This is a genomic window from Nonomuraea sp. NPDC050328 (assembly GCF_044459405.1).
Classification (GTDB): Bacteria; Actinomycetota; Actinomycetes; order Streptosporangiales; family Streptosporangiaceae; genus Nonomuraea.
In genome coordinates this window covers 903,595-917,936 of the sequence record NZ_JBITIW010000002.1, presented here as the reverse complement: position 1 = coordinate 917,936, position 14,342 = coordinate 903,595, and the positions used below count along the sequence as shown (strand labels likewise).

Genomic DNA, 14,342 nt, shown 5'->3' with positions numbered 1-14,342 from the left:
GTTGCGTACGCCGTACATTCAACGACATGAAGATTCTGATCTCCGGCGCGAGCATCGCCGGTCCCGCCCTGGCTTTCTGGCTCTCCCGCGGCGGTCACGACGTCACGGTGGTCGAGCGGGCGCCCTCGATCCGCCCCGGCGGCCAGGCGATCGACGTGCGCGGCGCTGCGCTGACGGTGGCCGAGCGGATGGGCCTGCTGGAGGCGATCCGCGAGCACGCGACCGGCATGCGCGGCATGTCCTTCGTCGACGGCGACGGCACGGTGCTGCACTCCACCACCGAGGAGACGCTGACCGGCGGCAAGGTCGGCAGCCCCGACGTCGAACTGCTCCGCGACGACCTGGCCCGCGTCCTGTACGATGCCACCCGCGAGCGGGCCGCCTACCGCTTCGACGACAGCCTGACCGCCCTCGACCCCGAGAGCGGCGAGGTCGGCTTCGAGCGCGCCCCCGGCGAGCGGTTCGACCTGATCGTCGGCGCGGACGGGCTGCACTCCACCACCCGCCGCCTGGCCTTCGGCCCGGAGCGGGAGCACATCCGGCACCTGGGCACGATGCTGGCCGTCTTCACCACCGCGAACTTCACCGGCCTGGACCGCTGGCAGACCTTCTACCGCGAGGCCGACCGCATGGCGGGCCTGTACAGCGCGCGTGACAACGCCGAGGCCCGGGCGCTGCTCGGCTTCTACGCCGACGGCTCCGATTTCGACCACCGCGACCGCGAGGGCCACTACCGCGCCTTGGAGGAGCGCTTCGGCGCCGACGGCTGGGAGGTGCCGAGGATGTTGAAGGAGATGCGCCTGGCGCCCGACTTCCACTTCGACTCCATGGCGCAGATCCACCTGCCGTCCTGGAGCCGGGGCCGCGTCACCCTGGTCGGCGACGCCGGCTACTGCGCCTCGCCGCTGTCCGGGCAGGGCACCACGCTGGCCATGGTCGGCGCGTACGTGCTGGCCGGTGAGCTGGGCCGGGCCCCGCTGCCGCAGGCGCTGGCCGCCTACGAGGCGGTGATGCGCCCCTTCGCCGAGGCCAACCAGGAGTACGCGTTGCGGGTGGACGCCTGGCAGCGCGACCCCCAGGGCGAGCCCCCGTCGATCGAGGAGGTGTCGGCCGCCGTGGACCTCAAGGACTACGGTTGGGCCCGTGAATGAACCCGTGAACGACGAAGAGGTCTGGCTGATCGAGCCCTCCGGCCCGCTGCGCGGGGACGTGGTGGTCCGGGGGTCGAAGAACGGCGTCTCCAAGCACATGGTCGCCGCCATGCTGGGCGGCGGGCAGAGCACCATCCACAACGCGCCCGAGGTGGGCGAGGTCGGCATCACCGCGGCCATGCTCCGGGCCCTCGGCATCAACGTCGAGCTCGACGGCTCCGAGATCCGCATCGAGCGCGGCGCGCAGATCAACCCGAAGGTGCCCGAGGAGTACACCGGGCTCAACCGCATCCCCATCCTGATGCTCGGCCCCCTGCTGCACCTGGCCGGTGAGGCGTTCGTCCCGCTGGTCGGCGGCGACCCCATCGGCCGGCGGCCGATCGACTTCCACGTCGACGCGCTGCGGCAGATGGGCGCCGAGGTCGAGGTCAACGAGGCGGGCGTCTACGCCAAGGCCAAGCGCCTGCAGGGCACCCGGATCGAGCTGCCCTACCCGAGCGTCGGGGCGACCGAGACGATCCTGATGTCGGCGGTGCTGGCCGAGGGCAAGACGGTGCTGAAGAACGCGGCCACCGAGCCCGAGGTGGTCGAGCTCGCGCTGTTCCTGCAGCGCATGGGCGCGCTGATCGAGCTGTCGCCCGACCGGCGCATCGTGATCGAGGGCGTCGAGCGGCTGCACGGCGCCTCCACGTGGCTGGCCGGCGACCGCATCGAGGCCTTCTCCTACCTGGCCGCCGGCCTGGTCACCGGGGGCGAGGTGCGGGTGCACGGCTGCCATCAGGACCGGCTGGTCACCGCGATCACCACGCTGGCCCGGATGGGCGCCCAATTCGAGATCAACGACGAGTACCTCTGCGCCACCAAGCCGCCGGAGGGCCTGCGCTCGGCGGCCGTGCAGACCGACACCCACCCCGGCTTCATGACCGACTGGCAGACGCCGCTGATGGTCCTGTTCACCCAGAGCAAGGGCATGTCGGTGCTGCACGAGACGGTCTTCGAGAACCGCCTGGTCTACGTGCCCGCGCTGAAGAAGATGGGCTGCGAGATCGAGGTCTTCGACCAGTGCCTGGGCGGTCCGGCCTGCCGCTACCACGACACCAACGCCAAGCACTCGGCGGTCGTGCGCGGCGTCTCGCAGTTGCACGGCGCGGACGTCACGCTGCCCGACATCCGGGCGGGCTTCTCCGCGGTGCTGGCCGCCGCGGTGGCCGACGGGACCTCCACGCTGCGCGGCGTGCACCACATCGAACGCGGCTATCACCACCCCTTCGAGCAGTTCGTCTCCCTTGGGCTGAACATCAGTAAAGGATCCGCAGCGGGGGTTTGATCACGACGCGACCGTCGTAGATCACCTTGCGTGACTGTGCTCAAACTCGGGGTGGCCGGAGCCGTCGGCGGGGTCCTGGCCGCGGCGCTGGCCCTGCCCGCCGTGGGCGGGGCCGGGCTGGCGGCCAGGAACGTGGCCGACACCTTCGTCGACCTCCCGCCCGCCCCGCGCGAGGAACCGCTGCCGCAGGTGACCAGGCTCCTGGACAAGAACGGCCGGCAGTTCGCGCAGTTCTACACCGCCAACCGCACCACCGTGCCGCTGGCCGAGGTCGCCCCGCTGATGCGCCGGGCGATCGTGGCGGTCGAGGACTCGCGCTTCTACGAGCACGGCGGCCTGGACGTCCGCGGCACGCTGCGCGCCGCTCTGACCAACACCCAGGCGGGCGGCGTACGGCAGGGCGGCTCCTCGCTGACCCAGCAGCTCGTGAAGAACATCCTGCTGGAGTCGGCCGAGACCGACGCCGAGCGCGCGCAGGCCACCGCCCCGAGCCTGGGCCGGAAGGTCAGCGAGCTGCGCTACGCCCTCGCCCTGGAGGAGAAGTACACCAAGGACGAGATCCTGGAGCGCTATCTCAACATCGCCTACTTCGGCGCCGGCGCGCACGGCGTCGAGGCGGCGGCCCAGCGCTTCTTCTCCACCACCGCGGCCCGGCTCACCCTGAACCAGGCGGCCACCCTCGCCGGGACGGTCCGCTCGCCGTACGCCACCGATCCCTCGCTGGGCGCCCAGGCGCGCGAGCGGCTGCGGCAGCGGCGCGACACGGTGCTGGACCGGATGGCCGAGTCCGGGACGATCACCGCCGCGGCGGCGGCGCGGGCGAAGAAGGCGCCGCTGGGGCTGCGGATGAGCGCCGCGCCGGGCGGTTGCGGAGAGAGCGAGTACCCGTTCTTCTGCCTGTACGTCCAGCGGGAGCTGCTGACCAGCCCGGTGTTCGGCAACACCGCGGCCGAGCGGCAGCGGCGGCTGGCGCGCGGCGGGCTGGTGTTGCGCACCACGCTCGACCCGCGGGCGCAGCGGGCCGCCGACCGGGCGATCTCGGCGCGGGTGCACGCCGCCGACACCGAGGTCGCGGCCGAGGCGATGGTGGAGCCGGGCACCGGGCGGATCCGGGCGATGGCGGTCAGCAAGAAGTACGGCCGCAATCCCGGCAACAAGAACAACGGCCCGCGCACCACCTACAACCTGGCCGCCGACGTCGCCCACGGCGGCGGGCTCGGCTTCCAGGCCGGCTCGACGTTCAAGGTGTACACGCTGGCCACCGCGCTGGCCCAGGGCTGGCGCTTCAACCAGGGCTTCGGCACCCCCGGCCACTTCGTGCCCGCCCAGGGCTACCGCGACTGCGCCGGCCGGCCGGTCAACGCGCCCGGGGCGCGCGTCTACAACGCCAGCGGCGAGGGCAAGGGCGGCCCGCACAGCATCTCCACCGGCACCTGGAAGTCGGTGAACATCTTCTACATGATGCTGGAGCGCAAGGTCGGCCTGTGCAACGTGGTCAAGACCGCCCGCGCGCTGGGGATCGCCCGGGCCGACGGCGGCCCGCTGCGCGAGGTGCCGACCTTCACGCTGGGCGTCAACGAGATGGACCCGGTGACGGTCGCCGCCTCCTTCGCCGCCTTCGGCGCCCGGGGCCGCTACTGCCGCCCGCAGGCGATCGTGGAGATCGTCGACCGGGAGGGCAAGCGCACGGTCGTGGCGCCCGCCTGTGAGCAGGCCATCGACCGCCAGGTGGCCGACGCCGTCAACCACGTGCTGCAGGGCGTGTTCACCCAGGGCACGATGAAGGGCAAGAGCATCGGCCGGCACGCGGCCGGCAAGACCGGCACCAACAACGGCTACACCTCGGCCTGGTTCGCCGGCTACACCCCCGACCTGGCGGCGGCGGTGAGCGTCGGCGACATCCGCGGCTCCTACCGCCACCCGCTGCGCGGGGTGGTCATCGGCGGCCAGGGGTACGGCTCGGTGCAGGGCGCCTCGCTGCCCGGCCCGATCTGGGTCTCCTCGATGCTGGGGGCGCTGCGCGATACTCCGGGGACCCGTTTCGTCGCGCCGGACCACTCCCGCTTCGGCGGCGGCTTCACGCCGGGCCTGAAGGAGGCCCTGGAGGCGGAGAAGCGCGCCACCGACGCCCGGCGGGCCGTCCGCGGCGAGCGGGTGCGCTGGGAGCGCCGAACCAAGGACCGGGCCCGCCGGTGGTGGCGGGCACACCGCACCCACCACCACCGTGACCGCCGGCGGTAACGACCGACACCAAGTCGCAATAACTCGGTGATGTGACGGGATTGACCGGATGTGTCAAGAAGTGCATAACTTCGGCAAGGCATGCCACACAGACGGAGTCGTTCATGAGCGAGCTTGTGGGCCGTGAGGGCGAATTACGGGTCCTCAGGGAGGCGATGACGCATCCCCCCTCGGTGGCGCTGGTCGAGGGGGAACCGGGCATCGGCAAGACGCGGCTGGTCAGAGCGGCGGCGGAAGGCGGCGTGAGCGGCCGCACCCTGCTGCTGGGCCACTGCCACCAGTTGCGCGAGCCGTTTCCCTACGGACCGGTCTTCGAGGCCCTGCGCGAGGTACCCGGCCGCCTGGCCGGGAACAACCCGGTCACCGGCCCCCTGGCCGGGCTCAACCCGGTCACCGGCGCACTGCGCGGCCATCTCCCCGAGCTGGGCGAGCTGCTGCCGCCCGCGCCGCCGCCGCTGGCCGATCCCGCGGCCGAGCGGCACCGGCTCTTTCGCGCGGTGCGCGAGCTGCTGGCCGCCGCCGGGCCCGCGGTGCTGGTCATCGAGGACCTGCACTGGGCCGACGACGGCACCCGCGAACTGCTGCGCTTCCTCACCAGCCGGCCGCCGGAAGGCCTGGCGCTGGTGCTCACCTACCGCCGCCCGGTCACCGGCCTGCCGCTCGGCTCCGCCAGCGCCGTCATCTCCCTGACCCCGCTCGACGCCGCCCAGGTCGGACGGCTGGCCTCCGGGCTGCTCCAGCGCCGGGAGCTGCCGCCCGGCTTCGCCGACCGGCTGCACCGCCGTACCTCCGGGATCCCCTTCCTGGTGGAGGAGCTGCTGCGCTCGGTCGGCGCCGACCTTGAGCTGGGCCGGGTGCCGCTGCTGCTGCGCGAGGCGATGACCGAGCAGCTCGACCGGCTGCCGCCCGAGGTGCTGGCGACCGTGCGGGCCGCCGCGGTGTTACGGGTGCCGGTGCGCGAGGACGAGCTGGCCGCCGTCGCCGGCGGCGCCGCGGGCCTGCTGGAGGCGCTGCGTCTGGGCGTCCTGCACGAGCATCCCGGCGGCCGGTACGGCTTCCGCCACCCGCTGGCGCAGGAGGCCGCCTACGACACCATCCCCGGCCCCGGCCGCCGCCTCATCCACGCCCGCGCCGTCGCCGCCCTGGCCGAGGCCGACCCGCCGCCGCTGGTCCAGCTCACCTTCCACGCCCGCCGCGCCGGCGACCTGGCGGCCTGGCTGGAGTACGGCAAGGCCGCCGCGGCCCGCGCGGCGGCGGTGGGCGACCTGCCGGTGGCCGTCGAGGTGCTGGAGGAGCTGCTGGCCGACCCCGAACTGCCCGAGGCCGAGCGCCCGCCCCTGGTGCTGACGCTGGGCCGGCTGGCCATGGCAGGACCGGCCAACCCGCGGGCGATCCTGCTGCTGCGGCCCTTGCTGGCCGACGAGCGGCTCTCCCGCGAGCTGCGCGGCGAGGCCCGGCTCTCCCTCGGCCTCATGCTGCACGGCCAGCTCGGCGACGTGCTCGCCGCCCGGCCGGCGATCATGGCGGCGGTCGCCGACCTGGAGGCCGAGCGCCCGGCCCTGGCCGCGCGCGGGCTGGCCTGCCTGGCGATGCCCGGCTGGGGCCCGGAACCGCTGGAGGTGCAGGAGCAGTGGATGCGCCGGGCCGAGCACCTGGCCGCGGCCGGCGACGACCCCGAACTGCAGGCCGCCGTGGCGGGCAACCGCGCCGCGCTGGCCATGTCGGTGGGCCGGCCCGAGGCCGGCGCGCTGGCCGCCCGGCTGCCGGCCGGCGACCCCTCGGCCGCGGTGCGCCGCCAGGTCGCCCGCACCCTCTGCAACCTCTACGACCTGGCCGTGACGCTCGGCCGGCTGTCGGAGGCCGAGGAGTACGGCAGGCGCGGCACCGCCCTCGCCGAGGAGACCGGCGCGCTGTTCCCCATCTACCTGGTCCAGGGCGTCTCGCTCCGGATCGACTGGATGATCGGCCGCTGGGAGGGCCTGGCCGCGCGGGCGGAGGCGATGGTCGAGACGACCCGCGACTCGCCCTTCGCCGGCGTCGAGGCCCGCCTGGTGCTGGGCCAGCTCGCCCTGGCCGCCGGGGAGTGGACCGAGGCCGAGTCGCACCTGCACGCCGCCGGGCGCGACTCGCCCGACTCGCTCTACCTGCCCTTCGTGCTGGCCTCCTGGGCCGGGCTGGTCGAGCTGCACCTGGCCCGCGAGCAGGTGGCCAGGGCGGTGGAGGAGGCCAGGCGGGCGGCGGCCAGGCTGCGCCGCAAGGGCGTGTGGGCCTGGGGCGACCAGGTCGTGCCCGCCGCCGTCACCGCGCTGGTGACGGCCGGGCTGCGGGCGGAGGCCGCCACGCTGATGGGTGACTTCGAGGCCGGACTGGCGGGCCTCGACGCGCCCTCGGCGCGGGCCGGCCTGCACGTGACCCGGGGGCTGCTGACCGTGCCGGAGGAGGCCTACGAGCACTTCGCCCGGGCTCGGGAGACCTACGACGCCATCCCGCAGCCGTACGCGGCGGCTCGGGCCGGGGAGTCGGAGGCCGGGGCGCTGCTGGCGCTGGGCAAGAGCACCGCGGCGGCCACGGTCCTGGCCGAGGTGGCCGAGCGCTTCGCCGCGCTGGGGGCCACCCGCGACGCGGCCCGGTGCCGGCGGCTGCTGCGCGAGCACGGAGTGAGCGCGCCCGCGCTGCGACGGGGTGGAGTCCTGTCGCAACGCGAGCGCGAGGTGGCCCGGCTGGTCGCGCTGGGCCGTACCAACAAGGAGATAGCCGAGGTGCTCTTCCTGTCCCGCCGGACCGTCGAGACCCATGTGGCCACCCTCCTCAGGAAGCTGGGGGTGCGCTCCAGGACGGAGATCACACCCCCAGCCGACTAGCGGGATCAGACGGTGACGCTCCACCAGTCCAGGACACCCTGGTCACCGGCGTAGACGTCCTCGATGTACAGCACCCAGGTGCCGCCGGCCTGCTGGCTGACCGGCACCTGCCAGGTGCGGCTGCCGAAGGCCGTGCAGGAGGTGCCGCCCGCGGTCCTGATCTGGTACCACGTGCCGTTCGGGCCGCGCAGCCAGATGTCCAGGTCCTCGATGCAGGTGTGGTTGCTGGTCGCCGCGACCTTGACCGGCGAGGTCGCGGTGCCGGTCGCGGTGGAGGTGACCGACGACTGGATGTAGCTGTAGTCGTAGATCGTGTAGTTGGTGTCGTTGCGGAAGGTGCGGCCGGGGGTGGTCGACTGCACGGTCAGCGTGTAGACGGTCGTCTTGCTGCCGGTCGTGCCGGCTCCGGTGACCGTCACCTGGTAGGTGCCCGCGGGGGTCGCGGCCGTGGTGGTGATCGTCAGCGTGCTGGAGTTGCCGCTGGTGACGCTGGCCGGGTTGAAGGCGGCCGTGGCGCCGGAGGGCAGCCCGGAGGCGCTCAGGTTCACCGTCTGGGGGTTGCCCGCGGTGGTCTGGGTGGCGATCGTCGTGGTGATGGGCGAACCGGCCTGGACCGTCCCGGAGGCCGGGGCGGCCGAGATGGAGAAGTCCTGGGTCGGGTTGGAGGTGCCGACCGCGAGCTTCCAGATGGCGTAGGCCGCGGCGTCCGCCGCCCGGTTCAGGACGGTGTCGTTGATGTTGGTCGAGGTGTCGCACGCGGCGTGGTAGCAGGCGTCGTAGGCCGCTCCGGCCGTGCCGCCCCACTTGGCGGCCTGGGCGCTGGTCTTGGTGGCGCTGGCGCCCGCGGCCACGCCGGAGGTGGCGATGCCGGCGTTGCGGAAGGAGGCGTCGTCGGAGCGGTTGGCGCCCTCGACGTTCTCCTCCGGCTGCAGGCCCAGGCTGTCGTAGTAGGCCTTCAGGTGCTGCGCGGCGGTGGTGGTGATGTTGTTGATGAAGTAGCCGCCGTTGCGCGAGCCCACCATGTCGTAGTTGTGGTAGACCTGGATCTTCGCCCGGTCGGCGGAGCTGAGCGAGGCGATGTAGCCCTCGGAGCCGTTGAGCCCCTGCTCCTCGTCACTCCACCAGCCGAACCGCACGTGCTTGGTGAGGGTCGGGTTCTGGGAGGCCAGGGTCAGCGCGACCTCCAGCAGGGCCGAGGAGCCGGAGGCGTTGTCGTTGATGCCGGGGCCGGCCGAGACGCCGTCGAGGTGCGCGCCCGCCATGATCACCTGGTTGGTGTCACCGCCGGGCCAGTCCGCGATCAGGTTCGCGCCCGAGCCGGGGGTGCAGGTCGCGCCACAGGCCACCCGGGTGGTGGTGTAGCCGGCCGCCTGGAGCTTCTGCTCGACGTAGCTGAGCGAGGCGGTGTAGCCGGGGCCGGTCGAGCGGCGGTTGCCGCCGTTGTTGGTGGCGATGGTCTGGAACTGCGCCAGGTGCGCCTTGACGTTGGCCAGGCTGATGTCCGGCGGGTCGGAGGGGTTGCCCCCGCCGCTGACGGTCAGGCTGAAGGTCGCCGTGTGGGTCACCGTGCCGGTGCCGGTGACGGTCACCTGGTAGGTGCCGCCCGGGGTGCTGGCGCTGGTGGCCAGGGTCAGCGTGCTGGAGTTGCCGCTGGTGACGCTGGCCGGGTTGAAGCTGGCGGTGACGCCCGCGGGCAGGCCGGAGGCGGTCAGGTTCACCGTCTGCGGGTTGCCCACGGTGGTCTGGGTGGCGACGGTGGTCGTCGCCGACTGGCCGGGCTGGACCGTCGCCGAGGTGGGGTTGGTGCTGATGGAGAAGTCCTGCGTCACGGTGGAGCACTGCGCCTCACCGCTCTGCGCCGGCACCGACACCGCGTTCCAGGCCGCCTTGACGGTGTTGCACTCGACGCTGCTGGCGCCGTAGAGCTCGACCACGGAGGCGAGGGAGGCGGTCCGGACGTTCACGTAGCGCCAGCTCGAGGTCTTCCGGTTGAGCGCACCCATGAAGATCTTGCCGGCCTTCTCGATGCCGATGCCGGTCACCGAGCTGGGGCCGCCGGAGCAGATCGGGCTGGTCGGCTTGCCGCCGCCGGGCGCGCTGCCCTCGGCCAGCAGGTAGAACCAGTGGTTCAGCGGGCCGGCCGCGGCGTGCACCTCGGTGCTGGGGATGCTGCTGGAGTAGCAGTTCGGGTCGCCCACCCGGCTCGGGTTGTACATGTACCGGATCGGGCCGTCGCCGACCAGGTTGACCTCCTCGCCGACCTCGTAGTCCGGCGGGTCGTTGGGGTTGTTGGCGTAGTGCTCGGTCAGGGCGCCGAAGATGTCGCCGGTGGCCTCGTTGAGCCCGCCGTTCTCGTTGCCGCTGCCCGCGCCGCCCGGCGTGGTCTGGAAGATGGCGTGGCCGTACTCGTGGGCGACCACGTCGATCGGGGTGACCTGACGCTGGTTGTCCTGCGAGTGGCCGTAGTTGGTGTAGCTGCCGTTCCAGAAGGCGTTGACGTCGTTGAGGCCGACGCGCGCCGGGAAGCCGCCGCCGTTGCCGTTGATGCCGTTGCGCCCGAGCCAGGCGCTGAGCATCTTCCACTCCTGCTGCACCGCGTACATCGCGTCGACGCAGGCGGTCTCCAGGTTGGTGCCCTGGCCGTTGCCCCAGGAGTCGTCCGGGCCGGTGTAGGCCGAGCCGTTCTGGCCGCCGCACTGGATGCCGGGGCGGCTGGTGTCGACCATCCGGTAGGTGCCGCTGGACTGGCTGGTGTCGATGGTGACGTTGCCGTTGTAGTAGCCCTGGCCGGTGCCGTAGCGCACCTCGTCGTAGGAGTCGGCCACCGCGCCGGTGGCGGCGTCCACGAAGACGTGCAGCTTGCTGGGCTTGCCGGACTTGGTGCCGGTCAGCACGCTCTCCCAGGCCAGCTTGGGAGAGTCGCCCCAGGCCAGCACGACCAGCCGGGGGGCCTCGGCGCTGTCCACCTTGTCGAGCTGGCGGTGCGCGGTGCGCTCGGCGCGGCGGGCGTTCACCTTCGGGGTGATCGACAGCGTGTCGGGGACCGGCGCGGCCGCGGCCTGCGTGTCGCGCACGTCGCCCTGCTCGTCGGTGACGACGACCGCGTCGCCGCCGACCACGGGCAGGCCCTTGAAGGTCTTCTCGTAGGACACGAAGTGCATGCCGCCGACGCCGGGCGTCACCGACTTGCGCCAGAAGGTCTCGTCGCCGCTCTTGCGTAACCGGTCGAAGCCGCCGGCGACGGCCCGGTCGGCCGCCGCGGCCGCCCTGGCCTCGGGATCGGCCGAGGTCAGGCTGGGGGGCGGGTCTTTCGGTGGGGTGGCGTACGCGGCCGGGGCAGCGACCAGGGCGGCCGTGGTGGCCAATCCGGCGACAGCCGCGAGGAGTGATCTGCTTCTCACTCGCCAGCTCCTTTCAGGGGATGCGCCCGCGCCCGCCCCGGTGGGGGCAGGCGCGGATGCGGTGGGGGTGAGGTGAGCTGTGCTCACCAGGCGGCTTGACGCTAAATCCGGACCGACCGGCCGACCATCCGTAGGGGGATCGGTATGTCGTACGGAATTGCCGTGCCTGGTGGTGTGTACGTACACCTCACCCCCGCCTGACCAGCGACTGGAGTCGGAGGTGGGAAGCCGGGCCGCGAGGGGGCGGTCAGCGGGCCAGGAAGGCGAGGATGCGCCGGTTGGCCTCCTCCGGGTTCTCGGAGAGCAGGAAGTGCCCGGCGCCCGGGATCATCGCGCCGTCCGACCCCGGCGGCAGCGCGGCGACGATGTCGGCGAGCGTCGCCTCGTCGACCACGGGGTCCTCGGTCCCGTGGAGGTAGAGGGTGGGCTGGGTGGGCAGCTTGCCCAGCACCTGGGCCATCTCCCAGCCGGGGGTGCCGAACGTGGCGGCGGGGAAGTTCTGCCGGTAGAGCTCCAGGCCGAGGTGCAGCCTTTCCGGCGTGTCGAGTCCCTCCTTCATCGCCTTGCGGTCCTCCGTGGAGTCGTAGCCGGGGACGTTGCCCGTCCAGTGGTCCCAGAGCCAGTCGAGGTAGGCGAGGTCGTTGGCCGCCACGAGGTGGTCGGCGACGGCCATCTGGAAGAAGTAGAAGTGGACGTACTTCTCGATCCGGTCGGGGTCGGCGGCGTTGCGGTCGTAGAACTCCAGCGGCGGGACGTCGTTGACGACGACCTTGGACCAGCGCTCGGGTGCGGCCGCGGCGGCGCCCCAGGTGGTGAAGCCGCCCCAGTCATGGCCGATCAGCACCGCGTCGGAACCGCCGCCGAGGGCCTCGTGCAGTCCGTTGACGTCGGCGATCAGGTCGGGAAGGCGCATGCTCCCGTCCGGCGGCACCTGGGAGGGGGCGAACCCGCGCATGGTGGGGACCACGGCGTGGTAGCCCGCCTCGGCCAGCGCGGGCATGAGGTACCGGTACAGCCTGGGCGTGTCGAACCCGTGCAGCATCAGGGCGAGCGGCCCCTCTCCCGCTTCGACGTAGGCGAGGTCCAGGCCGTTGACGGTGATCCGCTTGTGTTCCATCTCAAGACTCCTTGTTGTGCACATCTCTAAAACGAACGTTCTAACTAGTCGGAAGCTAGCACGCTCACGACGCGGTCCGCAAACCAGAACGAACGCTCTATCCAGTAAGCTCTGCCGTATGGCGAACACACCACAGCCCGGCACCCGGGAGCGCATCGTCAGCGCGGCCTCCCTGCTGATGCAGCGGCAGGGCTATGAGGGCACCGGCATCAAGCAGGTCGCCCAGGAGGCCAAGGCGACGCTCGGCTCGGTCTACCACTTCTTCCCCGGCGGCAAGCAGGCGCTGGGCGTGGCCGCGGTCAAGCACGCCGACCAGGAGTTCGCCGCCATGCTGTCGGCGTCGCTGTCCGGCGAGGCCGACCCGGCGAAGGCCGTCGCCGGCTGCGCCCGCGCGCTCGCCGACCACCTGCGCGACTCCGGATGGATGGACGGGTGCCCGATCAGCGCGACCGCCCTGGAGACCACCGGACGGGCCCCCGAGATCGAACAGGCCGTCGCTGCGGCCTTTCAGCACTGGCGTGACCTGGTGGCCGGCACGCTTCGCGAGGCCGGAGTCGCGGAGGGCGTCGCGCACGACCTGGCCATCACCGTCATCAACACCCTTGAGGGCGCCGAGCTGACCGCGCAGGTGTTCAGGAGCGAGACGCCGCTCCTGGTCGCGGGCGAGCACCTGGCCCGGCTCATCGACTCCTACCGGAGCTGAAAGCCCCAGGGCCGCCCCAGATTCACAGGGCGGCCCTGCGGACCTCGATCAGGAACTCCTCCACCGCCGCGCGGTCCGGCTCGGCGGGCAGGTGGCCGGCGGCCCGGCTCAGGCCGGTGGTCAGCTCGGCCCGCCAGGCGTCCACCTCGGCCCAGGTCAGCTCCCCGCGCCGGATCGCCAGCAGCCGCTCCCGGTCTTCACCCACCCGCACCAGCGGCTCGCCGAACTCCACCAGGTGCCGCCCGGACAGCAGCAGCCGGATCATGTGCATGGCCTGCTTCCACTTCGGCGCGGCCGGGTCGAGCCGCCGGAACTGGTCCTGGGCGTACCCCAGGAAGGACTGCCGCGCCCGCCCCGACAGGAACGCCGTCCGCAACCCCAGCAACCGCTCCCCCACCGGCGTGACGTGCTCCACGATCGGCGACCACAGGCACTCCAGCAGGGTCGGGTTGGCCTGCAGCGCCAGCACGCAGAACCGCTCGACCTCCCACGAGAACTGCTCCTCCAGCGGCCCGTCGAGGTGCGTGGGCGGTTTGTCCAGCCGCCAGAACGCGGCCGTGGGCGCCACGAACACCCCGCGCCGGTCGATGTCGGACCCTTCGGTCTGCAGGCCGTACGCCCGCGAACCGGTCACCACCGACAGCACCAGATCCGTCCCTGGATGCCGCTCCCGCCACTCACACTCCACCGGAACGACCCTAACCCCCTGGGGCGGTCAGGGCTCCCTCAGGGCACATAGGGGGGTATACCTGACTGCCGCACCTGCCGGCATACGGCAGGATCGGGTGCCATGAAGGTTACGGGGATGGCGGGCAGCCTGGCACTCGCCGCGCTGCTACTGACCGGTTGCGGACTGCAGAGCATCGCGCAGCCGGCCCACCAGGCGACGAACAAGTACGAGGTCACCGAGAAGGTGGCGAGGCTCGCCCTGGTCAGCGACTCGGGCGAGGTCGTGATCAGCGAGACGAGCGGCTCGTCGGTGAAGGTCGTCGAGACCCTCCGCTGGTCGTCCGAGCGCCCGACCACCGACCACAAGGTGGACGGCGATGCGCTGAGCATGAGCTACAACTGCCCGGCGGTGATGGACAACTGCTCGGTCGACTACAAGGTCGAGATCCCCAAGGGCCTCAAGGTGGAAGTGCAGGCCGACTCCGGCGACGTCAAGCTGCTCGACCTCAGCGGCCCGGTCGACGCCAAGCTCGACTCCGGCGATCTCACCGCCACCGGGCTCAGCGGCCCGTTCCAGGCCAGGGTGGACTCCGGTGACCTCACCGCCACCGGCCTCACCGGCAAGGAGCTCAACGGCGAGGTCGACTCGGGGGACATCTCCCTGGAGTACGCCGGCGCCCCGGACAAGGTCACCCTCGTGGCCGGCTCGGGCAACGCCAAGCTCACCCTCCCCGCCGGGCCGTACTCGGTGGAGGCGGCCGCCGACTCGGGGGACGTCAACGTGTCCGTGGTGGACGACCCCAAGGCCCCGCGCAAGATCATCGCCCGCGCCGACTCCGGCGACGTCACCGTCGCTTCCCGCTAGCCGGCGC

Annotated in this window: 9 protein-coding genes; 6 read left to right on the top strand and 3 right to left on the bottom strand. The window is 72.4% G+C overall.

Going from position 1 to position 14,342, the window contains the following annotated elements:
* The first annotated feature begins 26 nt into the window (after nucleotides 1-26).
* From ACIBG7_RS10370 to ACIBG7_RS10355, 4 genes are all read left to right on the top strand, one after another.
* Nucleotides 27-1,151 carry an FAD-dependent monooxygenase gene (locus ACIBG7_RS10370; RefSeq protein ID WP_397335846.1) on the top strand — a complete coding sequence of 375 codons (1,125 nt, stop codon included), beginning with the start codon at nucleotides 27-29 and terminating at the stop codon, nucleotides 1,149-1,151.
* Nucleotides 1,144-2,478, top strand: a complete 1,335-nt coding sequence (gene murA, locus ACIBG7_RS10365; protein ID WP_357924441.1) for a UDP-N-acetylglucosamine 1-carboxyvinyltransferase — start codon at nucleotides 1,144-1,146, stop codon at nucleotides 2,476-2,478. The genes ACIBG7_RS10370 and murA overlap by 8 nt, the downstream gene beginning before the upstream one ends.
* A gap of 30 nt (nucleotides 2,479-2,508) precedes the next feature.
* The gene (locus ACIBG7_RS10360; RefSeq protein ID WP_397335845.1) at nucleotides 2,509-4,719 is read left to right on the top strand and encodes a transglycosylase domain-containing protein; all 2,211 of its coding nucleotides are present in this window, start codon (nucleotides 2,509-2,511) and stop codon (nucleotides 4,717-4,719) included.
* A gap of 104 nt (nucleotides 4,720-4,823) precedes the next feature.
* Nucleotides 4,824-7,580: an AAA family ATPase gene (locus ACIBG7_RS10355; protein WP_397335844.1), complete on the top strand. Its 2,757-nt coding sequence runs from the start codon at nucleotides 4,824-4,826 to the stop codon at nucleotides 7,578-7,580.
* A 5-nt stretch (nucleotides 7,581-7,585) separates the two neighbouring features.
* Here the strand turns inward: ACIBG7_RS10355 and ACIBG7_RS10350 are convergent, their stop codons facing one another.
* Nucleotides 7,586-10,981, bottom strand: a complete 3,396-nt coding sequence (locus ACIBG7_RS10350; protein ID WP_357924431.1) for a M28 family peptidase — start codon at nucleotides 10,979-10,981, stop codon at nucleotides 7,586-7,588.
* 247 nt (nucleotides 10,982-11,228) lie between these two features.
* The gene (locus tag ACIBG7_RS10345) at nucleotides 11,229-12,098 is read right to left on the bottom strand and encodes an alpha/beta fold hydrolase (RefSeq protein ID WP_397335843.1); all 870 of its coding nucleotides are present in this window, start codon (nucleotides 12,096-12,098) and stop codon (nucleotides 11,229-11,231) included.
* 118 nt (nucleotides 12,099-12,216) lie between these two features.
* Here ACIBG7_RS10345 and ACIBG7_RS10340 point away from each other — a divergent pair, with 118 nt between their 5' ends.
* The gene (locus tag ACIBG7_RS10340) at nucleotides 12,217-12,801 is read left to right on the top strand and encodes a TetR/AcrR family transcriptional regulator (RefSeq protein WP_397335842.1); all 585 of its coding nucleotides are present in this window, start codon (nucleotides 12,217-12,219) and stop codon (nucleotides 12,799-12,801) included.
* A gap of 22 nt (nucleotides 12,802-12,823) precedes the next feature.
* Here the strand turns inward: ACIBG7_RS10340 and ACIBG7_RS10335 are convergent, their stop codons facing one another.
* The gene (locus ACIBG7_RS10335; protein ID WP_397335841.1) at nucleotides 12,824-13,489 is read right to left on the bottom strand and encodes a DNA polymerase beta superfamily protein; all 666 of its coding nucleotides are present in this window, start codon (nucleotides 13,487-13,489) and stop codon (nucleotides 12,824-12,826) included.
* A 117-nt stretch (nucleotides 13,490-13,606) separates the two neighbouring features.
* Here ACIBG7_RS10335 and ACIBG7_RS10330 point away from each other — a divergent pair, with 117 nt between their 5' ends.
* On the top strand, nucleotides 13,607-14,335 hold the full coding sequence (locus ACIBG7_RS10330; protein ID WP_397335840.1) for a DUF4097 family beta strand repeat-containing protein: 729 nt from the start codon (nucleotides 13,607-13,609) through the stop codon (nucleotides 14,333-14,335).
* The last annotated feature ends 7 nt before the right edge of the window (nucleotides 14,336-14,342 follow it).